This window comes from Hymenobacter sp. (assembly GCF_036387835.1).
GTDB lineage: Bacteria > Bacteroidota > Bacteroidia > Cytophagales > Hymenobacteraceae > Hymenobacter.
In genome coordinates this window covers 79,790-103,757 of the sequence record NZ_DASVSY010000105.1, presented here as the reverse complement: position 1 = coordinate 103,757, position 23,968 = coordinate 79,790, and the positions used below count along the sequence as shown (strand labels likewise).

At 54.8% G+C, this 23,968-nt stretch carries 19 protein-coding genes; 9 read left to right on the top strand and 10 right to left on the bottom strand.

Going from position 1 to position 23,968, the window contains the following annotated elements; translation table 11 throughout:
- Positions 1-45: 45 nt before the first annotated feature.
- Positions 46-411, bottom strand: coding sequence for a CZB domain-containing protein (locus VF639_RS20235; RefSeq protein ID WP_331147755.1), 366 nt, complete (start codon positions 409-411; stop codon positions 46-48).
- A 225-nt stretch (positions 412-636) separates the two neighbouring features.
- On the opposite strand from VF639_RS20235, the gene gcvT reads away from it, so the two are divergent.
- Both gcvT and VF639_RS20225 read left to right on the top strand, forming a co-directional pair.
- Positions 637-1,737, top strand: coding sequence for a glycine cleavage system aminomethyltransferase GcvT (gene gcvT, locus VF639_RS20230; protein WP_331147754.1), 1,101 nt, complete (start codon positions 637-639; stop codon positions 1,735-1,737).
- Between the two features lie 136 nt (positions 1,738-1,873).
- On the top strand, positions 1,874-2,587 hold the full coding sequence (locus VF639_RS20225; protein ID WP_331147753.1) for a 2-phosphosulfolactate phosphatase: 714 nt from the start codon (positions 1,874-1,876) through the stop codon (positions 2,585-2,587).
- Positions 2,588-2,889: 302 nt separating this feature from the next.
- Here VF639_RS20225 and VF639_RS20220 read toward each other — a convergent pair whose 3' ends face one another.
- Positions 2,890-3,222, bottom strand: coding sequence for a nucleotide pyrophosphohydrolase (locus VF639_RS20220; RefSeq protein ID WP_331147752.1), 333 nt, complete (start codon positions 3,220-3,222; stop codon positions 2,890-2,892).
- Positions 3,223-3,303: 81 nt separating this feature from the next.
- Positions 3,304-3,753, bottom strand: a complete 450-nt coding sequence (gene dtd / locus VF639_RS20215) for a D-aminoacyl-tRNA deacylase (RefSeq protein ID WP_331147751.1) — start codon at positions 3,751-3,753, stop codon at positions 3,304-3,306.
- A gap of 162 nt (positions 3,754-3,915) precedes the next feature.
- On the opposite strand from dtd, the gene VF639_RS20210 reads away from it, so the two are divergent.
- Positions 3,916-5,568 carry a hypothetical protein gene (locus VF639_RS20210; protein ID WP_331147750.1) on the top strand — a complete coding sequence of 551 codons (1,653 nt, stop codon included), beginning with the start codon at positions 3,916-3,918 and terminating at the stop codon, positions 5,566-5,568.
- A 227-nt stretch (positions 5,569-5,795) separates the two neighbouring features.
- On the opposite strand, the gene mltG is transcribed toward VF639_RS20210, so the two are convergent.
- Together mltG and VF639_RS20200 are read right to left on the bottom strand one after the other, a co-directional pair.
- Entirely contained in the window at positions 5,796-6,854 is a 1,059-nt protein-coding gene (gene mltG / locus VF639_RS20205; RefSeq protein WP_331147749.1) for an endolytic transglycosylase MltG, read from the bottom strand.
- A 265-nt stretch (positions 6,855-7,119) separates the two neighbouring features.
- The gene (locus VF639_RS20200) at positions 7,120-8,610 is read right to left on the bottom strand and encodes a helix-turn-helix domain-containing protein (protein WP_331147748.1); all 1,491 of its coding nucleotides are present in this window, start codon (positions 8,608-8,610) and stop codon (positions 7,120-7,122) included.
- A 275-nt stretch (positions 8,611-8,885) separates the two neighbouring features.
- Between VF639_RS20200 and aceB the strand changes: the two genes are divergently transcribed.
- Together aceB and aceA are read left to right on the top strand one after the other, a co-directional pair.
- Positions 8,886-10,517: a malate synthase A gene (gene aceB, locus VF639_RS20195; protein WP_331147747.1), complete on the top strand. Its 1,632-nt coding sequence runs from the start codon at positions 8,886-8,888 to the stop codon at positions 10,515-10,517.
- A gap of 220 nt (positions 10,518-10,737) precedes the next feature.
- Positions 10,738-12,018, top strand: coding sequence for an isocitrate lyase (gene aceA / locus VF639_RS20190; RefSeq protein ID WP_331147746.1), 1,281 nt, complete (start codon positions 10,738-10,740; stop codon positions 12,016-12,018).
- 192 nt (positions 12,019-12,210) lie between these two features.
- On the opposite strand, the gene VF639_RS20185 is transcribed toward aceA, so the two are convergent.
- Positions 12,211-13,383: a ribonuclease D gene (locus VF639_RS20185; protein ID WP_331147745.1), complete on the bottom strand. Its 1,173-nt coding sequence runs from the start codon at positions 13,381-13,383 to the stop codon at positions 12,211-12,213.
- Between the two features lie 307 nt (positions 13,384-13,690).
- Here VF639_RS20185 and VF639_RS20180 point away from each other — a divergent pair, with 307 nt between their 5' ends.
- Together VF639_RS20180 and VF639_RS20175 are read left to right on the top strand one after the other, a co-directional pair.
- Positions 13,691-16,753 carry a SusC/RagA family TonB-linked outer membrane protein gene (locus VF639_RS20180; RefSeq protein WP_331147744.1) on the top strand — a complete coding sequence of 1,021 codons (3,063 nt, stop codon included), beginning with the start codon at positions 13,691-13,693 and terminating at the stop codon, positions 16,751-16,753.
- Between the two features lie 53 nt (positions 16,754-16,806).
- Positions 16,807-18,159, top strand: a complete 1,353-nt coding sequence (locus VF639_RS20175; RefSeq protein ID WP_331147743.1) for a RagB/SusD family nutrient uptake outer membrane protein — start codon at positions 16,807-16,809, stop codon at positions 18,157-18,159.
- Positions 18,160-18,231: 72 nt separating this feature from the next.
- Here the strand turns inward: VF639_RS20175 and VF639_RS20170 are convergent, their stop codons facing one another.
- Positions 18,232-19,143: a prohibitin family protein gene (locus VF639_RS20170; RefSeq protein ID WP_331147742.1), complete on the bottom strand. Its 912-nt coding sequence runs from the start codon at positions 19,141-19,143 to the stop codon at positions 18,232-18,234.
- A 195-nt stretch (positions 19,144-19,338) separates the two neighbouring features.
- On the bottom strand, positions 19,339-19,806 hold the full coding sequence (locus tag VF639_RS20165; RefSeq protein ID WP_331147741.1) for a hypothetical protein: 468 nt from the start codon (positions 19,804-19,806) through the stop codon (positions 19,339-19,341).
- 223 nt (positions 19,807-20,029) lie between these two features.
- Between VF639_RS20165 and VF639_RS20160 the strand changes: the two genes are divergently transcribed.
- Together VF639_RS20160 and VF639_RS20155 are read left to right on the top strand one after the other, a co-directional pair.
- Positions 20,030-20,299 carry a hypothetical protein gene (locus VF639_RS20160; RefSeq protein ID WP_331147740.1) on the top strand — a complete coding sequence of 90 codons (270 nt, stop codon included), beginning with the start codon at positions 20,030-20,032 and terminating at the stop codon, positions 20,297-20,299.
- A 141-nt stretch (positions 20,300-20,440) separates the two neighbouring features.
- The gene (locus tag VF639_RS20155; protein ID WP_331147739.1) at positions 20,441-23,041 is read left to right on the top strand and encodes a M14 family metallopeptidase; all 2,601 of its coding nucleotides are present in this window, start codon (positions 20,441-20,443) and stop codon (positions 23,039-23,041) included.
- A gap of 175 nt (positions 23,042-23,216) precedes the next feature.
- Here VF639_RS20155 and VF639_RS20150 read toward each other — a convergent pair whose 3' ends face one another.
- On the bottom strand, positions 23,217-23,534 hold the full coding sequence (locus tag VF639_RS20150; protein WP_331147738.1) for a hypothetical protein: 318 nt from the start codon (positions 23,532-23,534) through the stop codon (positions 23,217-23,219).
- Positions 23,535-23,673: 139 nt separating this feature from the next.
- Entirely contained in the window at positions 23,674-23,904 is a 231-nt protein-coding gene (locus VF639_RS20145) for a hypothetical protein (RefSeq protein WP_331147737.1), read from the bottom strand.
- Between the last annotated feature and the right edge of the window lie 64 nt (positions 23,905-23,968).

Below are 23,968 nucleotides of genomic sequence, written 5' to 3'. Positions count from 1 at the left end.
GCAGGGCAGTGAAAAAAGACAGTAGTCGGAAAGACAGGAAAGCGGCTAGAGGCCGGTACGCAGCTTCTGTTCCATAGTTCGCATTAGCTGAGTAAGCTGATCAGCTATTTTTTCCACGGCTGGCAAACCGGCTAGCGCCTGCTCGGTTTCGCCGCGGTCATGCAGATCCATGAGGCGGTTGGCTTCTTGATGAATAAGCGTGTGAAAGCGTTCCAGCTCGCGCGATTCAGCTAAGTGGGCATAAGGACCCAAGGCGCGTTGCTGAATCCAGTGGCCGAAAGCACATTGAGTTGGGTCGCGGATGGGGCCTTGGTTGATTTTGCCGCCGTAGAGATAAGAGCGCAGCTTGGATTTGAACAGCAAGTGCTTCACCATCCCCGATTCAAAGTCTTGCTTGAGTTCGTTGGTCATAAAAAAGCGCCCCCGAAGCAGGCAGGAAGGTAAGAGTAAGAGAGGATGAGCTACGGAATTGGTGAGACGCCCAAACAGGCAAATGCTGAGCTTGCTCTCAAAGATAATAGTAGCCCCCTACCCGTTAGAATTAGCTAATTTCGCCGCTTGACCCGATAGGCCCTTTCGTTGTTACGCGCCGCTTGATGCACGGAACGGCGGAATCGACAATTAAAAACACTACCAATGGCTGAAGACCTTAAAACTGTAGTCTTGAACGAGGTACACCAGCAACTCGGTGCCAAGATGGTGCCTTTTGCTGGCTACAATATGCCGGTGCGCTACTCCTCTGACCTCGAAGAACACCGCACCGTGCGCCGGGCGGTGGGCATCTTCGACGTGTCGCACATGGGTGAGTTCCGGGTGCGTGGCCCGCAGGCCCTCGACCTGATTCAGCGCGTAACCAGCAACGATGCTAGCAAGCTGGCTCCTGGCAAAGCACAGTATTCGTGTTTGCCCAACGAGGAAGGCGGCATTGTCGACGACCTATTGGTGTATAAGCTGGCCGAGGAGGACTACCTCTTGGTAGTGAATGCCTCCAACATCGATAAAGACTGGAACTGGATTCAGGCGCACAACACGGCTGGGGTGGAAATGCAAAATGTGTCCGACGAAATCAGCTTGTTTGCCGTGCAGGGCCCTAAAGCCATAGCCGTGCTCCAGGGCTTAACCAACGCCGATTTGAAGTCTATTCCCTATTATTCTTTTGTGCAAGGCACGTTTGCAGGGGCGCCCAACGTCATTATTTCGGCTACGGGCTACACCGGCGCGGGCGGGTTCGAGCTGTACGTGCCCAACGAGCACGCCCGGCAGGTGTGGGACAAGGTGATGGAAGCTGGCGAACCGTACGGCCTGAAGCCCATCGGCCTCGGCGCCCGCGACACGCTGCGTTTGGAAATGGGCTACTGCCTCTACGGCAACGACATCAACGACGAAACCTCGCCGCTGGAAGCTGGCTTAGGCTGGATTACCAAGTTCACCAAGAATTTCACCAACGCCGATAGCCTCAAAACACAAAAGGAAACGGGTGTTACCCGCAAGCTGGTCGGTTTCCTGATGGATGGCCCGGGTATTCCGCGCGGACACTACGAGCTAGTAAATGAAGCCGGCGAGAAGATAGGCGAAGTGACCAGCGGTACCCAGTCTCCCTCGCTCAGCAAAGGCATCGGACTAGGCTACGTGCAAACCGAATTCAGCGCGCCCGGTAGCAAAATCTTTGTGCAAGTGCGCGGCAAGAACCATCCGGCCACGGTGGTTAAACTGCCATTCGTATCAGGCACTGAGTAATTCGGTTGCCAAAAAAGAATTGCCAGTGCCAGGAAAACTATGGTAACTGGCAATTCTTTTTTGTGCCTTCATACAAACTATTTGCCTGGTAAGGCTCAGTTCAATACCAGCAACGGGCAATTCACAACTACCCCTGATGCCTACTCTTGATATCTGCTTTTCGCCGGAACTGTTAACGCTCTATGACCTGCGCGGCCGGGTAGCAGTAGTCGTTGATATACTGCGCGCAACCTCTTCCATTGTAACGGCTCTGGCGCAAGGCGTCACGCATCTGGTACCCGTAAGTGAGGTGGCCGAGTGCCAGGCCATGGCCGCGCAAGGCTACCTGACGGCTGCCGAGCGTGACGGTCGGCAACTGCAAGGCGTAGACCTCGGCAACTCACCGTACGGTTATTTAGATGGGGCAGTAGCGGTGCGCGGCCGGGCCGTAGCCATTACGACCACCAACGGAACCCGCGCTTTGCATTTATCGAAAGCCGCCGATACAGTGGTGGTTGGGGCCTTTCTAAACCTGCGGGCCGTGGCAAGCTTCCTGCGGCAGCAGCAAAAAAATGTGGTGGTGGTTTGTGCCGGCTGGAAAGGCAACTTTTGTTTGGAAGACACCCTTTATGGCGGTGCACTAGCGTATCACTTAGCATCGGAATTCAACACCACGGACTCTGACGCCACGCTAGCCGCTCTCGACTTATGGCAAGCCGCGCAGCCTGACGTAGCTAACTACCTGCTCAAATCAGCTCATGTTCGGCGGCTCAATAATCTGGAGTCGCACAAGGACATGGAGTTTTGCGTGCGCCAAGATGTGTACGATGTGGTGCCAGTCTACAGCGAGGGGCGCATTGTATCGGTTTAGCAACTCGTAGCAGGGTTGTAGATTCTTAGCTGACGCAGTAGGCTCGCCAAAACGCATACTAGCCTACCTATAAGACGCAGCTACTTAGTCGGGGCCTCAGGGCTGACTTATGTGTGGCTATAGGTTGGAGGCCGATGAGCGAGAAGCAAGCCAAGCGGCGCGGTACCGTATGGCCGCTTCGCGGGGCCGCCAGTCGGGAGACTGACACGGTCCGGCGGCGGGCAGTCGGGCCGACTTTGCCGGCTACGACTGCTGCCAGAAGAAGTGCTGAAGGACAATTGTTAATTGATAACTGATAGATGTCAAATGTCTTTCAGTTTTTCGTTGTTGCGGTGCCGCTCGGTGTCACGGAGCGTTTTCTTTTTCAGGTTGCTTTGGAGAGCTTCTGTTAGGTTTACACCGGTCTGGTTGGCCAGGCAAATGACTACGAACAGTACGTCGGCCAGCTCGTCGGCTAATACTTTATCCTTGTCGGATTCTTTGAACGACTGCTCGCCGTACTGCCGGGCTATAATGCGAGCTACTTCGCCTACTTCCTCGGTGAGCATGGCCATGTTGGTTAGCTCGTTGAAGTAGCGAATGCCGGTAGTTTGAATCCAGGTGTCAACGGTTTGCTGTGCTTCTTCGATCGTCATGAGGAGTTGCGGTTATGAAGAGTGAATTTGTGAAAGATGGAGTGGCCGGCATTGTTTTTCGCAATGGCACCCCGCACAGGCTCACTTCTCGGGATAGTCGAGCACAATGGTTACGGGACCATCGTTGAGCAATGCCACTTTCATATCGGCACCAAATTCGCCGGTGGCAACGGGGTGCCTTAGAAGCTGCTCCAAGCGCAGCACAAACTGCTCGTACAGCGGAATAGCAATGGGCGGTGGGGCGGCACCGATATAGCTTGGGCGGTTGCCTTTGCGGGCATCAGCTAGCAGCGTAAACTGACTTACTACCAGCACCTGCCCGCCTGTATCTTGCACAGAACGGTTCATCTTACCTTCGTCATCAGAAAAGATGCGCAGCTGTACCAGTTTACGAGCCATCCAATCGAGTACAGCAGGGGTGTCGTCGGGCGCGAAACCGGCCAACACCAAGAGGCCCAGACCAATCTGACCTGTGATGCACCCTTCGACGGTGACGCTGGCATGTTGGACACGCTGAATAACAATGCGCATAAGAGAGTAACAGCGTAAGTGACTGTTGTTAGACGGTTGGCTTATCGTTGTTGGTTTAGATAATTTTGGAGCAGGCCACAAACCTCGCCCACAAACGACCTGAAACAACTTACTTCCAGAGTTGCCTGTGGAACACGAGTAACTGAGTAATGGAAGCTATACATGACGTTTCCGTCGGCCATTTTCAACGCAAGGAGCCGAGGAGCGCTGCTTTCGGCCACTCACCTCACGGGCAAAACTAGCATCTTGCGGCTTCATTCGCAGCTCACTGCTTTGCGCGCTCCTTTCACCTCATCTTCTACTCAATCTTTGCTGCTTCCGGCGCTGGCGTTGCTGGCTGTAACGGCGGTGCGGCTATATGGGCTAGCGGAAGCATCATTGCCCGATTACGATTCGGTGCGCAACTGGCAAATCGTGCAGGAAGTAGCCTATGGCAACTTGCGCAACCTGTTTCACCATGGTAGTCCGGCCTTTTCCCTGCTGCTGGCTCCCCTAGCTTGGCTCACCACCGACTACCGGGTATACCAGCACCTGAATGCTTTAATTGCAGTGGCCGCGCTGGCGTGGCTGGTGCAATTTGTCGGCTCACAGTTGCGCTTAACTGCCTCCGAACTAGCGCTTCTGGTGCTTTTCACTGGCACCTCCGTCTTTCTCACTTTCTCCGGCCGCGACTTTACCATGGGCTCCATGAGCCTATTTGTCTTTGTTGGGTTGCTGCGGAGTCATTTTCAACGGTTGCACCAGCCGAGTACCAGCGCCTTGATAAGAGCGGCTGGTTGGCTGGCGCTCGGCCTGAGCATCAACTACAAATTCCTGCTCACGGTGCCAATTTTGTTGCTGTTAGAACTCACTTATGGCCGGGGCTTGCTGTGGCATCCCACAATGCTGCTGCGGGTGTTGCTGATACTTGCTGCACCCTACATACTACTAGGATTACTTGGCGTACTAGGTGGTTTGCCGTGGTACCGTTGGCCGGCCGTGTACTATAACCTAGTGTTTCCGGGAGCCAGCAATTCCGCCGGCCGAGTTGGGCACCTGCGCTTCGATGGGCTTTATTACCTGCGCTACTTATGGGACTTCGAGTCGCCGCTGCTGCTGCCGGGGCTGGTAGGGGGGCTGCTGCTAGGGGTGCGGCAAGCACTGCGAAAAAGGGCTTGGTGGAAGACGCCTGTGGGTCTGCCGGTTTATTTGGGGATATGGGCAGGGTGTTTTCTGATAGGAATGTCGTTGCTGCTGAAAGCGCCGCGTGGGTTGTTGCTGGTGTATCCACTGTTCTATATCCTCACGTTTCTGGCATTGCGCCGAATACTACGCAGCGGCCAACTGATTAACTTTAGGGCAACGGTGTTGTGGGTGGGCGTACTGCTGGCAGCTATAGCCTTCAATCTGTATAGAATTCAACGTGAAATCTATGCCTATGCACCCACCCACTACGGCGCAATGGCCAAGTTGCTTGAAGCCCGTACTCCTGGCCCGTTGCACGTCGTAAGCTCCCTGAGCCTTGGCCTCCGGCCTTTTCTGGCGAGTACTGATACCGTAGCTGTTATTACCGATGAGAAGCAGCTCCCTCAGTGGAGAAAAAAGCAGTTCGATTACGTACTGCTCGATTCTTATTGGCGCGTAACCAACTCGCCTAACTTCGATTCTCTCCAACACCAACCGCCTCTGGCCGCCTTATCCGAGCCGCTGCTTACCTCCCCGTTGCTGTTCCTAGAGCACTCTGAATACACAGGCCTAGGTTACGAAGAAACCCTCGCCTTACAGCACACCACTCAACAGGATTCCGCCCAACTCCGCTTGTACCGGCTTCGGTGAAATGGTGAATGAGTGAGTTTGATGTGTGGCGCGGGGAGTGGCACGGAGAGTGGTACCACTATCGTTGAATGACTCTTCTTTCTTAACACCGAGCAGACATCAGCAAGGATACCACGAATGGTGCGGCGGTGGCACCATGCCGCCGCCGCACCATTCGCGCCAGCAGAATGACAAACACTTGGCCTATTCGGATAGCCTCTTAGTCGCTAAATCACTACCTCATTGCTTCACCGCTTGATGCCTAAGCTGTCCAAACGATGCTGGTAGCGGCGGGCGTTTTGCTTGTGCTCGGCAAAGGTTTCGGCGAAGTCAGAGTAGCCGCTGCCGTCGGGGCGGGCGCAGAAGAACACATATTTGTGAGCGGCGGGCTTCAGGACGGCATCCAGGCTTTGGCGATTAGCGGAGGTGATGGGGCCGGGCGGGAGACCTTTGTGCTTATAAGTGTTGTAGGGCGAATCGACGAGTTTGTCTTTGTTGAGCACCCGCTTCACTCTGAAGTTGCCGATGGCCCACAGCAGGGTAGGATCGGCTTGCAGGCGCATACCGCGCCGCAAGCGGTTCAGATACACGCCCGCAATAACGGGTTTGTCTTCTTTCATGGCCGTTTCGCGCTGCACAATGCTGGCCAGCACGTGTACTTGCACGGGGGAAAGTCCGAGCGAGTCGGCGCGCTGCTGCCGCTGGCTGGTCCAGAACCGGCGGTGCATAGCGGCGGCCGAATCCAGGAATTGTTGGGCCGAAGTGTTCCAAAAGAAACGGTACGGACCGGGCAGGAACATGGTTAGCACCGTAGTGGTATCGAGGTGGTAGCGGCGGGTCAGGAAGGTGTTGTCGTTCAGTAGGCGCCGTAGCTGCGTTGAATCGGCTTCTAGTTGCCGACTGATTTGCCGGGTTAGCTGCGGCTTGTACTTGAAGGCATCAAGAGTGAAATCCAAGGTGTCTTGCTTGCCCTGAAGCAGCATGTCCAGCAAATCGTCGTTGCCGAAGGTGGGATTCAGGCGGTAGCGACCCGGGCGTATCAGCCGAGGATAGCCGCGTTGCTCGGCCAGCCACTCGAAGGTGCCTTGGTTGCGCAGCAGCTCGTGGCGCCGCAACGAGTCTAGTACAGCCGCATAGCCCGTACCCGTCCGGATGTAGAGGAATGCCGCACCGTAGGGCGAAACGGCCACGTTGGGTTGCCAAAGCACCCGCCAGGCGGCATAAAATACGGTGCCGCCTATCAGCAAGGCCAGCAGTAGCACATACCAAAGTAAACGGCGGGAGGTAGTAGCGGCTTGAATAGGCAAAGGCAACGGGTTCTGGTGGTCGAAGCGGGTAGTGGTTGGCTATACCCAAAAATAGTGTGTACAGTTCGGAAACAACTGTTTGGCAACCGCTGGCTTGGTCCTAGATTTTGGCAGCGGAATCGAATGGCGCGGTGCCGCATGGCCGCTTCACGGCCGTCAGTCAGGCGACTGACCCGGTCTGTGAGCAGGCAGTCGCGCCAACTTTGTCGGTGAAGACTGCTGCCAGTGTGACTACCACTAGGGTGAGCTGGTTGACGGGCCTGTGCTATCGGTCAGCGTTAACTAAGGCGTCGATAGCGGCTTCGGTTTCGCGTCGGCGGGCGCGGCGTTCCAACTCTATGGGCTCGGCGGCGCGCACCTCGCAGTTTGGAATCTGACACCGTTCACAGGTTTCATTCACCGTTTTTTGAATGATAGCGGGGTCATCGTGAAACCGAATCTTTTGGCGCAGGTTGTCGTCGCAGAGTAATCCGACGGTTACGCTGACGGCTGGTTCGGTGGGGCCCGCGGCGCGGGCCAGGGTCAAACACAGGTATTCGTCGTTGTTGGGGTAGCAGGAACGTTGGGCGCCGAGCACCGAGGCGGGCGCTGCGGTAAGGGCCCGCAGCCGTGCCTCTTGCACCAGCCTGATCGACACCCAACGGCGGCAATAATGCTCGTGCAGCTCGTTGCCGTGGGGGTTGTGCAGGCGCGAGAGGTGTAGTTCCTTGCTTAGCTTGTAGCCGTCGTCCATGGCGTGGATCTGGTCGAAGCGCAGAAAAAACAAGCTTTGCAGGTTGAAATGGCGCGGTAGGAGGTTGGTCAGGCGCTGCATAAACATCTCCGGCGACACGTCGTAGCGCGTGAGCAGGTCTTGCAGGCGCTCGGGTTGCCACTGCGGCAGCTCGAAGAACTGCTGCAAGTCGCGCACCAGGTTTTCCTCTTCCATCAAAAGTGCTCCGGCAAAGTACGACGCCTTGAAATTGTTGAGCACTTCGTCGAACGAGCGCACCGGGAAGGTGGCATTCACGTAAGGCCGCTCCTTTAGCCCGAGGTAGTTGAAGGCCACCTCGCGGCCAAGCACAAAGGCCTCCTGCGCTTTGGAGAGACCCGGCCGCAAAAGCAAACTGCGGGTCTTGGGCTGAAACACTGAACGCAACCGCCCCAGCGACGCATAGTTGGCCAGCTTGGTGCGATTGAGGGTGTAGCCATACTTCTCCACGAGTACCCGTTCCAGCTGCGTGGTGTCGAAGGGGGCGGTAGTCGTGAGCTTTTCCTCTACGCAAAAGGTGCGGACGTCCTGTTCCAGATCTTCGAAGTAGTTATCATGCATCTCCTGATAGGAGCGCAGAGCCGCCAGAAAGAAGTTTTCCTGGCGCATCTCGTAGTTGCGGGCGATTTCGAAGAGCGTGCTGATGAAAGCGTTCATTTTGGCCGGCGCATCGGCAATTAGCTCCACAATGCGCACCGGGTCCAGCCCAAACATTTCCAACGGAAATTCCTTCAGCACTTCCGATTGTAGCAGTTCTGATATCGGTTCCAAGCGCCGGCTTAGGGTCAGCGAAGTAAGCTGGTCGTAGCTAACGCCTAACACCTTGCTGAGGCTCAGAATCTTGTCGGCTTTCGGGTATTTTTTGCCCTTCTCAATCTCATTTAAGTACGATACCGAAACGTCGCAGGCGCGAGCTAGCTCGGCCGGAGTAAATCCTCGCTCTTGGCGCAATTCACGCAGCTTCAATCCAAAAATCAACCGGACAACTTGGCCGTGGCTCAACATAGGCAATAGGGCACGAAGACAAGCTTCGGGTGGGAATGTAGAAGCAGAAGTAGCAGGCAGTTACAAGGTGTGAGTAAGACTCTTAACTGCCTGAATGCAAAGAACAGAATTTCGGAGGGTTTCTTTTGGACAAAAATAAAATCCCGCAAATAAAGGCAAGAGAGCGTATTTTCAATGTTTAGCGAATATTCGCTTGAATATTAGAATTCGCTTGTGTATGTTTGGTTAACAACACTGCAATACTTCCTCTCCAACACTTCCAATTTCATTCTAGTATGTCGCCATTCACTGAACCGCAACCACTCGTAGCTGCTCCCACTTATGTCACGCCGGAGCGCGTCAAAATTATTGGCTCTTGTTCCGCTGAGTTCAACGAGGTTCTGACGCCCTCTGCACTAGCATTTGTGGCAGAGTTGCACCGCCGATTCGACCATACGCGGCAGCAACTCTTGAAGCGGCGGGAAGAGCGGCAAAGCGCATTTCAAGCAGGGCAGTTGCCAGACTTCTTGCCCGAAACGCATCTTATTCGGGAGAAGCCTTGGACGGTAGCCCCCGTGCCGCTCGACTTACAAGACCGCCGGGTGGAAATTACGGGGCCTGTAGAGCGTAAAATGATAATCAATGCCTTGAACTCGGGAGCCAAGGTGTTCATGGCCGACCTCGAAGATTCCAACTCGCCAACTTGGATGAACGTGGTGGAAGGGCAGCGCAATCTGCGCGACGCCGTGCGCCGCACTATTTCCGTTAGCACTCCAACCAAAGAATATAAGCTCAACGAGCAAACCGCCGTGCTTATGGTGCGACCTCGCGGCTGGCACCTACTGGAAAAGCACATGCTGGTGGATGGTGAGCCGGTTAGTGCTTCGTTGTTTGACTTCGGGCTCTACTTTTTCCACAACGCGCACGAGCTGTGCGCCCGCGGTACCGCCCCATATTTCTACCTGCCCAAAATTGAAAGCCACCTCGAAGCTCGCCTCTGGAACGACGTTTTCGGGTTTGCTCAGTGGTCGTTGAAGATGCCCAAATGCACCATCAAAGCCACCGTACTTATAGAGACATTACCCGCCGCTTTCGAGCTAAACGAAATTCTCTATGAGTTGCGCGAGCATTCGGCTGGCCTCAACTGCGGCCGTTGGGACTACATTTTCAGTTATATCAAGCGGCTAGGTCTCAACCCCGAATTCCGATTGCCCAACCGTGCCGAAGTAACCATGACGGTACCCTTCATGGCGGCTTACTCGCAATTGGTCGTCCAAACCTGCCACCGCCGGGGCGTGCACGCTATTGGAGGCATGGCCGCGCAAATTCCGATCAAAAACGACCCTGAGGCCAACGAGGCCGCGCTGGAAAAAGTCCGCCTAGATAAGCTGCGGGAAGTGAAAAACGGCCACGACGGCACGTGGGTAGCTCATCCGGGCCTTGTGCCAGTTGCTTTGCGCGTGTTCGATGAGTTTATGTTGCAGCCCAATCAAATTGATAATAAGCGGGAAGATGTGAAGGTATCGGCGGCCGACTTGGTGAAGGCCCCGGCCGGAAGCATCACGGAGGAAGGTTTGAAGTTGAACATCGATGTAGCCATTCAGTACCTGGAGTCGTGGTTGGGAGGGAACGGCTGCGTGCCCATCTATAACCTGATGGAAGACGCCGCTACCGCCGAAATTAGCCGGGCGCAGGTGTGGCAATGGGTGCATACGCCCGGCACTGTTCTGCAAGATGGCCGCCCCGTCACGATGGCGCTGTACCGCTCTTTGGTGCCCGGCCAACTCGACAAAATCAGGACCCTGGTAGGGGAGGAGCGCTACACCACCGGCCGCTACCTCGAAGCCGCCCGCCTCTTCGACCGAATGGTGACCAGTGAGATATTCATTGAATTTCTGACAATACCTGCCTACGAGCAGCTAGCCTAAAGTCGAACAACGTGGTACCACGACCATGGCTTTTTCGGCCGTGGTAGCATTACCGTTGCTGATGTTGCCCGATGTCGTGCTACCCGATATCGTTCAACGATAATGGTACTACGACCAAAAAGTCGTGGCACCACTCCGCCTTTTCCAGCTAATAAAAAAGCCGCCTTTCAAGCCGGCAGGGCAGCGCCTTGCCTATTCTGTACCACTAATCCCAATACACATGAACAAGCAGGAACGCATTGCCGCCATCAAACACGATTGGGCCACGAATCCGCGTTGGGCCGGGATTGAGCGCCCCTACACCGTTGAAGACGTAGTGAGGCTGCAAGGCTCGGTGCAGATAGAATACTCGCTGGCCCGCCAAGGTGCCGAGCGGTTGTGGCAGCTGTTGCACACCGAGTTGTACGTGGCCGGTTTGGGCGCCCTCACCGGCAACCAGGCCGTGCAGGAAGTGCAGGCCGGCCTGAACGCCATCTACCTCTCAGGCTGGCAGGTAGCCGCCGATGCCAACGGCGCCGGTCAGATGTACCCCGATCAAAGCCTTTACCCCGCCGACAGCGTCCCGGCCGTAGTGAAGCGCATCAACAACGCCCTGCTCCGCGCCGACCAGATTCAAAGCGTCTCGGGCGAAGGCAACGTGCACTGGTTGGTGCCCATTGTGGCCGATGCCGAAGCTGGTTTTGGGGGGAACCTCAATGCTTTCGAGTTGATGAAGATGATGATAGAAGCCGGCGCAGCGGGCGTGCATTTCGAGGATCAGCTTTCGTCGGCCAAAAAATGCGGCCACCTAGGCGGCAAAGTGCTAGTGCCCACGCAAGAAGCCATCAACAAGCTGGTAGCCGCCCGCCTCGCCGCCGACGTGCAGGGCGTACCAACCTTGGTAATAGCACGCACCGATGCCGACGCCGCCGACCTGCTCACTTCCGATGTAGACCAGCGGGACCAACCTTTCATCTTGCAGGAGGCAGAGCGCACCCCAGAAGGGTTTTTTCGGGTGCGTTGCGGGGTAGAAGCCGGCATTGCCCGCGGCCTCGCCTATGCCTCCTACGCCGACCTCATCTGGATGGAAACCTCTCACCCAGATTTGACGCAGGCCCGCCAGTTCGCCGATGCCATTCATGCGCAGTATCCGGATAAGCTGCTGGCCTACAACTGCTCGCCATCGTTTAACTGGGCCGCTAAGCTGAGCAAGAAGGAAATGAGCACCTACCGCGAGGAGCTAGCGGCTATGGGTTATAAGTTCCAGTTCATTACCCTGGCCGGTTTTCACGCCCTCAATACCAGCATGTTTGAGCTGGCCATGGCCTACCGGGAACGGGGCATGGCCGGCTACTCGGAGCTGCAGGAGCGGGAACTTGCGTTGCAGCAGCACGGCTTCAAAGCCGTAAAACACCAAACCTTTGTGGGCACTGGTTACTTTGATGCCGTACAAAACGTGGTGACCAGCAACCAAACCAGCACTGCGGCCTTGGTCGGCAGCACAGAAGAAGCGCAATTCTAAATCACGGATTTAGCCGGATTTTTCGGATTTCACGGATGCAAACGACGGCCTGGCTAATAACTATTAGCTGAGAAATACTGAGAGTAGATCCATCCAGAAGCAAAAAGGCTTGCCAAGTGGCAAGCCTTTTTGCTTCTGGATGGATCTACTGCAAAATCCGTGAAATCCGAAAAATCCGGCTAAATCCGTGATTTAGAAGGCGCTTGCTACTAGCTCGTAATCGAGATTGTGGCGCTCGGCGGTTTCGCGTAGGATGGTTTTCTGCCAGGGGCGGAGAACTTGCTCTGCGCCTAGTTCCACTATGTCGGCCACGAGGCGGTTGGAGAGGACTAGGTTGGCGACGAAGCCGTTGATGTCGGAAGTGATGTAGGTTTTTAACTGGGTTAGCAGTTGCTCGCGGGCGTCGGCGCGGGCGGCTTTCTCGCCGGTTAGCCGGCGGCGGAAAGGGAAACGGCGCTGCTCGGCGGGTATGACTGGCTCGGGGGTAGGTACAAAGCCCTCGGCGGAAAGAGCAGTTAGTTGGTCGAGATAGGGCGGGCGCTTGAGTTCGGGGTGCAGCCCGCGGGCAGCTTTCCAGGCGTTGAGGTTGCGCGGCAGGTCCCGGACTAGCTCGGGAAGGCGCTCGTTGGCAAACACCATATAAGGCGGGCGGTCCAGTTGCCGGGCCACTTGGTCGCGGAGCAGGTACAGGTCGCGAAATAAGGGCAACTCCTGGGGCAGGATGCGGTACTTACCGGCCATGCGTAGGTACGGCCGCTCATCGCGCGAATACCGAACGTCTTCCAGCGCCGCATTTTCTTCTTCGGCCCAATGCGTGCGCCCGAGGGCAGCCAGCTTATCGCGTAGCCGGTCGGCCAGCTCGAACAAATACAGTACATCGTTGGCCGCGTACTGCATTTGAGCTTCGGTAAGGGGGCGCTTCAGCCAGTTGGATTTCTGTTCGCCTTTGTCGACTTCGATACCAAGCTCGGTCTGAATTAGGCGACCCAAGGAGATGTTGTTGTCAGCTTCAGCCAGCAGCGTGTATTGCACGCTCGTGTCAGTAATGTGGCGCACGTGCACGCCGTATACCTCATCGAGCAACAGGATATCGGACTTGCAGCTGTGAAACACTTTTTCCACGGCCGGGTCGCGCAGGATGGCAAACAGCGGCTCCAGATCGTGCACCGGATTAGTGAGCGGCAGCGGGTCAATCAAGTAAGGCGTCTGCCCGTCGAAAATCTGGATCAGAGCCAGGTTGCGGCCGTACCGGTGCCGCATATCATCGAACTCTAAATCAATAGCAATACGGGGAACAGCCCGCAGAATGTCGGCGGCTTGTTGCACCTCGGCCGCTGTGGTCAGGTACTGGATGGGGGTAGACATTCAGGGAAAAAAGAAGGGAACGGCGCGCGGTATAATCCGCTGCGAAAAGAAGGCGACAGTAACGGCAGTAAAGGTAGGTATGACGAACAAGTAAACCCAACTTCCAATACTACCGAGAGCTAGGCTTCGAACATAAAAGAAAACACAGGGTTGTTTTTGAAGGGGTAAATTTCAATAAAGTCATGTTTTATCATGGATTGGCATTACTTTGCGACCTACATATGACGGGTTTAATGCTTTTAATCGGTTACTCACCTTCTTTTTCATAGCTACTTTCACTTTAATGGGCCTTTTGCAGGTCAGATGCATGGAGAAAAAATTATTCATTCCTTTGGTGTGTGCCGTTGCAGCGGCCACACCAGCCTGGGCTCAGACTCGCGCCATCAGTGGCCGGATAACTGGTTCAGATGGTTCCGGAATTCCAGGCGTAACCGTGCTGGAACGCGGTACCACCAACGGCACCAGCACCGGCCCTGATGGTGGTTTCTCCTTGACGGTACAGCCCACCGCTACATTGGTAGTTAGTTCTGTGGGTTATACCACGCAAAATGTGGTAGTCGGCGACCGGACGACCGTAGCAGTGACGCTGAAAGAAGATGCGGTAGCGCTGAGCGAAGCGGTAGTTATCGGCTACGGCTCCCAAGCTAAATCGGAGGTTACTGGTGCCGTGACGCAAATTTCGGGCAATGCCGTGCAGAACGTACCCACCGTTAGCTTCGAGCAAGCTATTCAGGGTCGCACTCCCGGGGTGCAAATCAACCAGGGTTCCGGCAAGCTAGGAGCAGGAGTTCAGATTCGGGTACGGGGTGCATCATCGGTGACGGCTTCTAACCAGCCTTTGTATGTGATTGACGGCATTCCGGTAACGTCGAATGATGCGGGCGTAGCATTCGGAGAAACCAGTAATCCACTAGCCGACATCAATCCCAACGACATTGAGAGCATCTCGATTCTGAAGGATGCTGCTTCCTCAGCTATCTATGGTTCGCGGGCTTCCAACGGTGTCATACTTGTGACCACCAGAAAAGGCAAGCAAGGTCAAACCCGCGTGAATGTGGGCGCTTACTGGGGGACCAGTAAAGCAACCCGCACCCGTAAGTTTCTGAATTCAGCTCAGTACAAAGAACTGTTCAGCGAAGCTATCCTGAATAGTGGTTCTCGGGTGGCCGATCCGGTAACGGGTTTTCGCGGCGGCTATGTCTTCCGCAACTATGGGGCTAATCCTGATGTAGCAGAAGTGTTTGATGCGGAAGGTGGTATTGACTACAATTCTAACTTGGATACGGACTGGGCTGGTGCGGCTTTTCGTAAAGGCTCGGTAGCGCAATATGACTTCAATGTGAATGGGGGCGATGCCAAAACGCGCTTCTACATCAGCAGCACCTTCAACGACCAAAAAGGCATTATAATCGGCAACCGCTACCGCCGAGGTAGCTTTCGCGCCAACCTCGACCACAGCATCAGCGACAAGCTGAAAGTTGGCGTGAACGTGTCATTGGTACGGTCAGTAAATGATCGGGTGGCAGACGACAACGACTTTTCCAACCCAGTGCAGTTAAACGCCCTGCCACCTCTGCAAGCGAAGTATTTGCCCGACGGGAAAGTCAACTCTAGTACGCTCTATTACAACAACCTGGCGGAGTTAAGCTCAACCAACCGTTCCGGCAACTACCGTTCAATAAGTTCAGCCTTCCTATCTTACAACCCAATCAAGGCGCTGACTTTGCGCACTGAGGTAGGGGGCGACTTCCTCAATATCAACGAAGAATTGTATCGTGGTATTGAAACCGAAACGGGTCGGGGACGCCGGGGCTATGCTTTTGAGAGCCAAGGCAACGTGGTGAATTATACCACTAACAACACCGCTACCTATGCCCGAAGCTTCAATGAAGATCACGCTGTTGAGGCATTGGCGGGGTTTTCATTCCAGCGCTACAGTCAAAAATCGGTATCCGCAGAAGGGCAGACGTTTCCTAACGACGAGTTCCGCAAAATTACCAGTGCTGCTAAAATCACGGATGGCGACTCGCAACTCAGCGAGTATGTATTTCTGTCGTACTTCGGTCGGGTAAATTATAACTTCCGTGAGAAATACCTGGTGTCAGGTAGCTTACGGGCCGATAAATCGTCGCGCTTCGGTCGAGACGAGCGCACCGGCGTGTTTCCAGCCGGTTCTCTTGGCTGGGTAATCTCCAACGAAGATTTCCTGAAAGGCAATAGCATTGTGAGCTTGGTAAAGCTACGCGGGTCTTATGGCCTGACAGGTAATGCCGAAATTACTAATTATGCTTCTCGGGGCTTGTACGAGGCTATTCCTTATGCTGACCAAGCTGGTATTCGGCCTACTCAGCTCGGCAACGATTTTCTGACTTGGGAAAATACTGCCCAAGCCGATATCGGCTTGGAGTTTGGAATACTGAAGAATCGCATATCGGGCGAAGTGGATGTATACGAGAAGAAAACCAGTGATCTGCTACTGGCTCGTCAGTTGCTGTATACCGGTGGCTATGATAATATCTACGAGAATTTGGGCAAGATGCGCAACCGGGGTTTGGAACTCTCGCTGAACACGATCAACCTCGATGGGGTAGTGAGATGGAGCACCAACTTCAATATTTCCTTTAACCGCAACAAAGTTACGGACTTGAACGGACAGGAAATTATTTCCGGAGGTCGTAACCTAAGCCGAGTGCGGGTTGGTGAACCGATTGGTGTGTTCTACGGCGTAAAGTATGCTGGTGTGGACCCTGCCAATGGTGATGCACTGTTTTACACTGCCGACGGCAGCAAGACCAGTGTGTATAGCCAAGGAGCTGTGCAGAAGCTTGGTAACCCCAATCCTCAATATACAGGTGGCTTCAGCAACACTGTATCTTATAAGGATTTTGAATTGAGTGCACTCACGCAGTTCACGTACGGCAACGACATTTACAATATTGCCGGGGTGTACCAGTCGGTAAACGGCGACTACTTCGACAACCAAACCACAGATCAGCTGAACCGCTGGCGGAACCCGGGCGACATCACGAACGTGCCGCAAGCGCGTTATGGCGATGCTAACGGAACACAAACCTCGTCGCGCTGGATTGAGGATGGCTCATTTTTCCGCATCAAGTCCGTGACGCTAAGCTATACGCTGCCCACAGTATGGGCTAAAAAAGCATTGCTGCAATCAGCTCGCGTGTATGTGACGGGGCAAAACCTAGCCACTATTACCAATTACAAAGGTTACGACCCAGAAGTAAATACTGGATACGTAGGAGGCAACACTGCTGCCGGTGTGCAGAGTGGCAACTACATCCTGGGCCACGATTTTTACACGCCACCACTGGCGCGTACTATTCTGTTCGGCTTCAATCTGGGCTTTTAATCAGCAAAACGACTCTTCATCATGACTATAATTTCCTTTGGTCGACCGCTACTTTGGGGCTGCTCCTCACGCTGGGTTTAGCAGCCTGCGACAAGCAGCTGGACTTGGAGCCGCAACTGGCCGTAGATGCGGCTACCGCTCTTAATTCGCCGGAAAAAGTAGAAAGCGCCGTTGTGGGCGCCTATGCTAAACTCGACAACCCTGCGCTGTACGGCACCAACTTTCTGCTCTTGCCCGAACTGCTGGCTCCTGATAACTACGTGCTCTGGCAAGGTACTTTCACGAGTTACCGCGATATCTATCAGCGACAGATCATCAACAGCAACGCGGAAGCCAACCGGACATGGCAGCAGGCCTATCAAACCATCAACTTTGCTAATCTGATTCTGGAAGCCCTACCCGTGGTGACCGATGCCGATTTAAAGCAGCAATATGAAGGAGAAGCCCGATTCATTCGGGGGGCGCTATTTTTCGAATTGGTTCGTCTTTACGGGCTGCCTTACCAAGCCGGAGCCAACAACCTTGGCGTACCCATAACGCTGACCCCCAATAAAACTGCCGAACAGGCTTCAGAACTGGTACCGCGGGCGACGGTAGGTGCGGTGTACACGCAGGTTATTGAAGACTTACGAGCTGCTGAAGACTTGCTACCAGAAGAAAACAACAGTGGTAGTGGTCGGGTGAATAAATACTCGGCTAAAGCCATGCTGGCCCGCGTGTATCTGCAGCAAAGCAATTTTGCAATGGCCCGTGACCTAGCCAGTGATGTGATTGAAAACAGTGGAGCCGATTTGACATCTACGGTAACGGGACCGTTCCGGACCCGTAATTCCTCGGAATCCTTGTTCGAGATCCAACAGAACGACCAGTACAACGCGGGTTCGGGGAACGATGGGCTGGCTACTTTCTTTGGGCCCTCTGATTTCAGCCGCGGCGACGTGGCTGTGCTGGTTCCCTACTTAAGTTTATACGAACCCGCCGACTTACGTGGTCCTGATGCAAATTTGCTTTTCGTGGAAGACCAGGGTGGCCGTAGTGGTCGTATTCGAACTACGAAGTGGAACAACTTTGGACAGAATATTCCTGTTATACGGCTAGCCGAAATGTATCTGACTCGTGCCGAAGCTAATTTAGAGTTAGGTACACGAATAGGAGCTGCACCGCTCGAAGACGTAAACACTATTCGGGCGCGTGCCGGTTTGGGGTCGCTTACTGATATCACGATAACTAGCGTGTTGCGGGAGCGTCAACTGGAGCTAGCTTTCGAGGGCTTCCGCATCCATGATCTGCGTCGTCGGCAGTTGCCAGCGGGTACCTTGGCTTGGAACAGCCCGCTACTCGTTTTCCCTATTCCAATCCACGAAATCAACCTGAATAACACACTGGTGCAGAATCCAGGCTACTAGGTTTAACCAACTTGCAAAGAAAAAAGCCGCTCCAGACGCTGGAGCGGCTTTTTTATGCAGTAGTAACACCATCTACTTGTCGCTTAGCATTACCTGCGGCGTGGCGCCACGGCTCTGGCCCATGATGATAACCTTGCTGTTGGCGGAAGTGGCAATGGCCTGGTTGGCTTTGATGGATTCGTATTGCAGCAGCTTGTCGCTTAGCTCGGCATTGATGATTTTCTGGTAGTCGGCAATGCCTTGCGCTTCTACGCGCTTGCGGTCAGCTTCTTGCCGTTCCTTCTGCAGCACGAACTGCATCTTCTGCGCGTCCTGCTCGGCCGAAATCTTGCTTTCGATGCTGCGCTTGACCGAGGCTGGCAGCTGGATATTGCGAATCAGGAGCTGCTCCAGCTGCAGACCACGCTGTTTAAAGTCTTTCTCGATGCTGTTGAAAATTCGGGTCTGGAATTCGTCGCGGCGAGTGGAGTACAGGGCCACGGCGTCGTAGTAAACTGCGTTGTCGCGGATGCGGGTGCGGGTGATGGGTCGGACAATGGCGTCCTGGTAGCCGGTGCCAATGGTTTTCAGGATCTGCGGGGCCTTGTCGGGTTGCACGCGGTAGAGCACCGTCAGGTCAATTATCACTTCCAGTCCGTCGGCGGAAAGCACGCGGATGGCATCATCACCGGCTTGCTGGCCTTCGTCACGTTGGGCCGACATAGTGTAGTTCTGAGTGCGGGTGTCGAATTCGGTGACGTTGATCAACGGGTTTGCTACGTTCAGGCCGCTGGTCAGGATGCGGGGCTGGATGCCGCCGAACAGGGTTTGCACCCCTACTTCACCGGGCTCAATCTGCACCACGGTGCTGAGGGCTAAGCCGAGCACAGCCAGCAAAGTGCCTAGTAGCAGGAGCGCCCCCCGTAGCCGTTCCAGCGACAGGGAAATCTTGCCCGCATTAAAGCCCACCAAAAGGAGTAGCAGGCCCAAAAAAAGGAGAGTCATACGAATAGTAAAAGAGAAACAAACCGGGCACTGACCGTCAAGCCAGCGCGCAGCTTAGAGCTGCAGTAATACAACAGCAAAAGCCGCGGAAAAGGTACTGTTTTGCTAACTATTCTTGCGGTAGCGAAAACGAAAAAGCCAACGCTACCACGAAGGCGGAAGTTGGCTTTTTCAGGGGCAGGCTGTCGGCAAAGACTATTCCTCGTCGTCCTCGTTGTGGTCGAAGTCTAGCTCCGGAATCAACGCTAATGCTTCGTTGATAACTTCATCCATCAGGAGTTCGGTATCGGCATCGAGGGTGCGTTCAAAGAGGTGGAGCAACTGCTCGCCTTCCTCGTTGACGTAAAGGTTGGTGTAAAGCCGCTCGAAGTGCTTCACTTCCTTTTGAATGATGGCGTCGATTTCGGTAGTGGAACGGGCACCCAAGGCTCGGTTGAGCACCTCCAGCACCTGCCGGCTTTCGTCGTGGTCACCTAGGTCGGCTAGCAGTTGCAGCAAGCTCATGGCTACGCCTAAGCGGACCCGCTCGAATCGGAAAGGCAGCTCGGCCTTACCAGCGCGCTCGAAGTCGGTGTAGGCAGCTAGGGTAGGGGGGGAAAGGTAGCGGCTAGGCTCAGCCACGCGGCTAAAGGCAGTGCGCAGCAGTTCTTGGTAAGCAGACATGCGAGAGAAAAAAAGAGGCAAATCAAACGGCTAGTAACGGGCGTAGCTATATATTGGCAAGAAATCCTGGCTGAACATCCGGGGCCCATAACTCCGTACAACAAAGCTACAACGGGAAACCGCGGATGCTGATGCGGTATAAAAGCAGTTCTAAGCTATCTTCGCTTGTTGTCCCGGCTGTTATTCTGCGCTGCTTTCTCACCTATTCTGTTCTTTTTCTATCATGACCCACAAGAAAAAATGGTTATTGTTTGCCCCTAGTGGGCTGATGGTCATCGGCTTGGGCTCCTGCTTGGTGCAATGGGCATCCGCGAAGAAAGAGCGCGGTGAACCAACAACCGATTGGGTGGTAGCCGGTACTGTTGCTTTGTGTGTGCTTAATGCGGGCGTGAGCTTGTTTGGGCGTGGCGTGGCAGAAAGCGTGCTTTATCAAGTGCGCGAAAAAGAAGAGGAGGATGCCTTGTTCGATTATAGCAACGTACCTCGTTTTTAAGGCCGCCAGGAAACCTGGTAATTTTGGAAGCCCGTTGGTTGACACCAGCGGGCTTTTTATACGCTGTTGCGGTAGTTAAAAGTGCCGTTCGCCTTGCGTATTTCCTTGCTTCTTCCAAATTTTTCACCTTACTGTTCACTGATGTTTGAAATTTATCGGCTGGCCACTACTAGTTATCTTCGGACGCTGTTGTTGTTTCTGCTGCTGGCTTGGCTTCCGGGTGTTGCGCAACAGGCACCTGCCGTTGCCACGGAGGCCGGACCACTGCTTACGCCTAGCCAGTTTTTAGGCTACCCGTTGGGAAACCGCTTCACTCCTCATTCCGAGTTGCTGCGCTATGTCGACCACGTGGTGGCCCATTCGCCGGGCCGAATGAAACGCGTAGACTACGGGCAGACCTATGAAAACCGCCGGCTGGAGGTAGTACAGGTAGCTACTCCCGAAAACCTAAGCCACCTCGATGACATCCGGCGCAACAACCTGCGCCTGGCTGGCCTGGAAACCGGGGCCAGACAACGGCAACAGCCTGCTATTGTATGGCTCAGCTACAACATTCACGGCAACGAGGCAGTGTCGTCGGAGGCAGTTATGCAGGTGCTTTATGACCTAGCTAATCCGCAGAACGCGCAAACGCAGGAGTGGCTGCAAAATACGGTGGTGCTGCTTGATCCTTGCGTAAACCCTGATGGCCGCGAACGGTACGTGCAGTGGTATAACCGTATGCGGGCCAACGTGCCCAACGCCTCGCCTTACGCCTGGGAGCACCACGAACCCTGGCCTGGTGGCCGCTTCAACCACTACTACTTCGACTTGAACCGCGACTGGGCCTGGCAAACCCAGCAGGAAAGCCGGCAGCGCCTCACGCTCTACAACCAGTGGCTGCCCCAGGTGCACGCCGATTTTCACGAAATGGGTCCCGACGACCCGTATTACTTTTCGCCGGCCGCCAAGCCCTACCACGAAGACATCACCGATTTTCAGCGCAAATTCCAGAATACCATCGGCGACTACAACCGGCAGGTATTCGACAAAAACAACTGGCTTTACTTCACCCGCGAAACCTACGACCTGTTCTACCCCAGCTACGGCGACACCTACCCGTCGTTCAACGGGGCCATCGGCATGACCTACGAACAAGGGGGCTCGGGCCGGGCTGGTATTCAGTACGCCAAATCCGACGGTGACACCCTAACGTTGGCCCAGCGCATCTCGCACCACCACGCCACTAGCCTGGCTACCATCCGGGCCGCTGCCGAACGCCACGATGAGCTGATCAGTGAGTTTCAGAAGTATTTCGACAATGCCCGTACCAAGCCTCATGGCCCTTACAAAGCGTTTGTGGTGGCGGGAGCCGGTGACCCTGGCCAACTGCGAGCCTTTACCGACTATTTGGAGCGGCAGCAAATTCAGTACGGCTATGCGCCGCGCCGCCTGCGCACCCGCGGTTTCAACTATGCCTCGGGCAAGGAAGAAACTGTGCAGGTGGAAAGCAAGGACGTAGTCGTCAGCATGTATCAACCGAAGTCGACGCTGGTGAAGGTGTTGTTTGAGCCCCGCCCGGCACTGGAAGACTCGCTTACTTATGACATCACAGCCTGGGCGCTGCCCTATTCCTTCGGCCTCAAAGCGTATGCGCTCCGAGACAAGATGTCGGTTGCCAGTGCCCAAGCATCCGATAAAAAAGCTCCGGCAACTGGCAACGCGCAATCGACAACCGAAAAACCCTACGCCTACGTGGCCCGCTGGAACAACTTGCAGGACGTGCGTTTTCTGAGTTGCCTGTTGCAGCAGCGGGTGAAAGTGCGGGTAGCCAGCCGGGCATTCGAGTCGGAGGGGCAGAAGTATCAGCCGGGTACGTTGGTGATTACGCGCACTGGCAACGAAACTCTGGGGGCCCGCTTCGATCAGCTAATCCGTGCCCAGGCCGATTCGGTGGGGGTGTTGGTACAAGCCGTAAAATCGGGTTTCTCCACTTCCGGGGCCGATTTGGGTTCGGGCTATGTGCGGAGCGTTGGCAAGCCAAACATTGCCGTAGTGGCAGGGGAAGGAGTTTCGCCCACTGCCTTCGGGGAGGTGTGGCACTTCTTCGAGCAGCAGATTGGGTATCCCGTCACGATACTTGGCTCTGATTACTTGGGTTCGGTGCCGCTAAGCAAGTTTGATGTCTTGATCTTGCCCGATGGCAATTACGAGGACATCTACCCGGAGCGGAGCCTGGAAACCTTGAAGACCTGGGTGCGCGGGGGCGGCCGGCTTATTGCGCTGGAAGGGGCGGCTGCCTTCTTATCGGGTAAGAAAGATTTCCTACTGAAAACCAAGCCCGCCGATTCGGCTGCCAGCAAAAAAGCCAATCCGTACCGTCTGCTGCGCCCTTATGCGAATGCCGAGCGAGAACAAATTGGCGAGCGAGTACAAGGTAGTGTCTATCGGGTGCAGCTCGACAACACGCACCCCCTGGCTTTCGGCTATGGCTCCACCTACTATGCCCTGGTGCGCGACACCCTCAACTACCGCTTTCTAGGGGAAGGGGGCTGGAATGTAGGCGTGCTCAAGCGCGACAATTACGCCGCCGGTTTTGCCGGCCGCAAAGCGCGCCGCAAACTCACCGACACCTTCGTCCTTGGCACCCAGGATATGGGCCGCGGCCAAGTTATCTACCTCGCCGACAACCCCTTATTCCGCGGGTTCTGGCAAGGCGGCAAACTGCTCTTCGGTAACGCCCTGTTCTTCGTGGGCCAATAAGAATCACGGATTATTTCGGATTAGCCGGATTGATCGAATTTCGTGGACGGCGCTAATCCAGATAAGTCAACCAGATAAGTCAACTCCGAACAAAACAAAGAGGCTCGCCATCAGGCAAGCCTCTTTGTTTTGTTGGTCGTCTACAAAATCCGATTAATCCGGCTAATCCGAAATCCTAGTCGACTACGTCTTTGGCTTTGGTCTCTACTGCTTTAGCGCCTTTCTTCACGGCTTTGCCGGTTTTCTGGGCGCCTTTCTTAACGACGGCACCGGTCTTCTGACCAGCTACTTTAGCGTCTTCCTTGGTGTTGTGCACCTTTTCGCCTGCTTTGGTGCGGCCCGAGCGGGACTCAGTTTTCACTGTGCCATTGTCGCGCACAGTGGTGGTGGTTTTAGCACCGGTGGCATCGTCTTTCACTACTACTTTGTCGCCCTGGGCGAAGGCTGCGGTAGAGAAGGCTACGGCCGCGAGCAACATTAGGATCTTTTTCATGGGTTAGGGAGGAGTTGGTTATCTGAACTCCGGTCCTTATACGGGTGCAGTGAAATAGGTTGCGGCAAAGCCAACTCAAACAAAACCCCTTCGACTAGAAAGTCCAAGGGGTTTGCAAACTGTTCGCAGATAGCGGCGACTAAACGGCTTTCTTGGCCTTCATGTGCGCTTTATGCACTTTCTGACCCATTGCGGTGCGGCCGGTCTTGTGCATGGTCGTGGTTTTGGCGGTGCCGTTATCGCGCATTTCCGTCTTCTTTTCGGTTTTAGCTCCAGTGGCTTCGTTTTTGGAAGTGGTCTTCACTTCGTTTTGAGCGAATGCAGTAGCGGCGCAGGCTACGGCTACGAGAAGCAGGCTTACCTTTTTCATGGTTTCGGGGAATGGAGTTGGATGAGAATGTCGAAGTTGACAGAATAAATCTACCTCGACACTC

What these genes read in the sequence shown, in the direction of transcription:
- VF639_RS20235 (WP_331147755.1), bottom strand. Translation starts at nt 411, where the DNA reads ATGACCAACGAACTCAAGCAAGACTTTGAATCGGGGATGGTGAAGCAC.
- gcvT (WP_331147754.1), top strand. Translation starts at nt 637, where the DNA reads ATGGCTGAAGACCTTAAAACTGTAGTCTTGAACGAGGTACACCAGCAA.
- VF639_RS20225 (WP_331147753.1), top strand. Translation starts at nt 1,874, where the DNA reads ATGCCTACTCTTGATATCTGCTTTTCGCCGGAACTGTTAACGCTCTAT.
- VF639_RS20220 (WP_331147752.1), bottom strand. Translation starts at nt 3,222, where the DNA reads ATGACGATCGAAGAAGCACAGCAAACCGTTGACACCTGGATTCAAACT.
- dtd (WP_331147751.1), bottom strand. Translation starts at nt 3,753, where the DNA reads ATGCGCATTGTTATTCAGCGTGTCCAACATGCCAGCGTCACCGTCGAA.
- VF639_RS20210 (WP_331147750.1), top strand. Translation starts at nt 3,916, where the DNA reads ATGACGTTTCCGTCGGCCATTTTCAACGCAAGGAGCCGAGGAGCGCTG.
- VF639_RS20200 (WP_331147748.1), bottom strand. Translation starts at nt 8,610, where the DNA reads ATGTTGAGCCACGGCCAAGTTGTCCGGTTGATTTTTGGATTGAAGCTG.
- aceB (WP_331147747.1), top strand. Translation starts at nt 8,886, where the DNA reads ATGTCGCCATTCACTGAACCGCAACCACTCGTAGCTGCTCCCACTTAT.
- aceA (WP_331147746.1), top strand. Translation starts at nt 10,738, where the DNA reads ATGAACAAGCAGGAACGCATTGCCGCCATCAAACACGATTGGGCCACG.
- VF639_RS20185 (WP_331147745.1), bottom strand. Translation starts at nt 13,383, where the DNA reads ATGTCTACCCCCATCCAGTACCTGACCACAGCGGCCGAGGTGCAACAA.
- VF639_RS20180 (WP_331147744.1), top strand. Translation starts at nt 13,691, where the DNA reads ATGGAGAAAAAATTATTCATTCCTTTGGTGTGTGCCGTTGCAGCGGCC.
- VF639_RS20170 (WP_331147742.1), bottom strand. Translation starts at nt 19,143, where the DNA reads ATGACTCTCCTTTTTTTGGGCCTGCTACTCCTTTTGGTGGGCTTTAAT.
- VF639_RS20165 (WP_331147741.1), bottom strand. Translation starts at nt 19,806, where the DNA reads ATGTCTGCTTACCAAGAACTGCTGCGCACTGCCTTTAGCCGCGTGGCT.
- VF639_RS20160 (WP_331147740.1), top strand. Translation starts at nt 20,030, where the DNA reads ATGACCCACAAGAAAAAATGGTTATTGTTTGCCCCTAGTGGGCTGATG.
- VF639_RS20155 (WP_331147739.1), top strand. Translation starts at nt 20,441, where the DNA reads ATGTTTGAAATTTATCGGCTGGCCACTACTAGTTATCTTCGGACGCTG.
- VF639_RS20150 (WP_331147738.1), bottom strand. Translation starts at nt 23,534, where the DNA reads ATGAAAAAGATCCTAATGTTGCTCGCGGCCGTAGCCTTCTCTACCGCA.
- VF639_RS20145 (WP_331147737.1), bottom strand. Translation starts at nt 23,904, where the DNA reads ATGAAAAAGGTAAGCCTGCTTCTCGTAGCCGTAGCCTGCGCCGCTACT.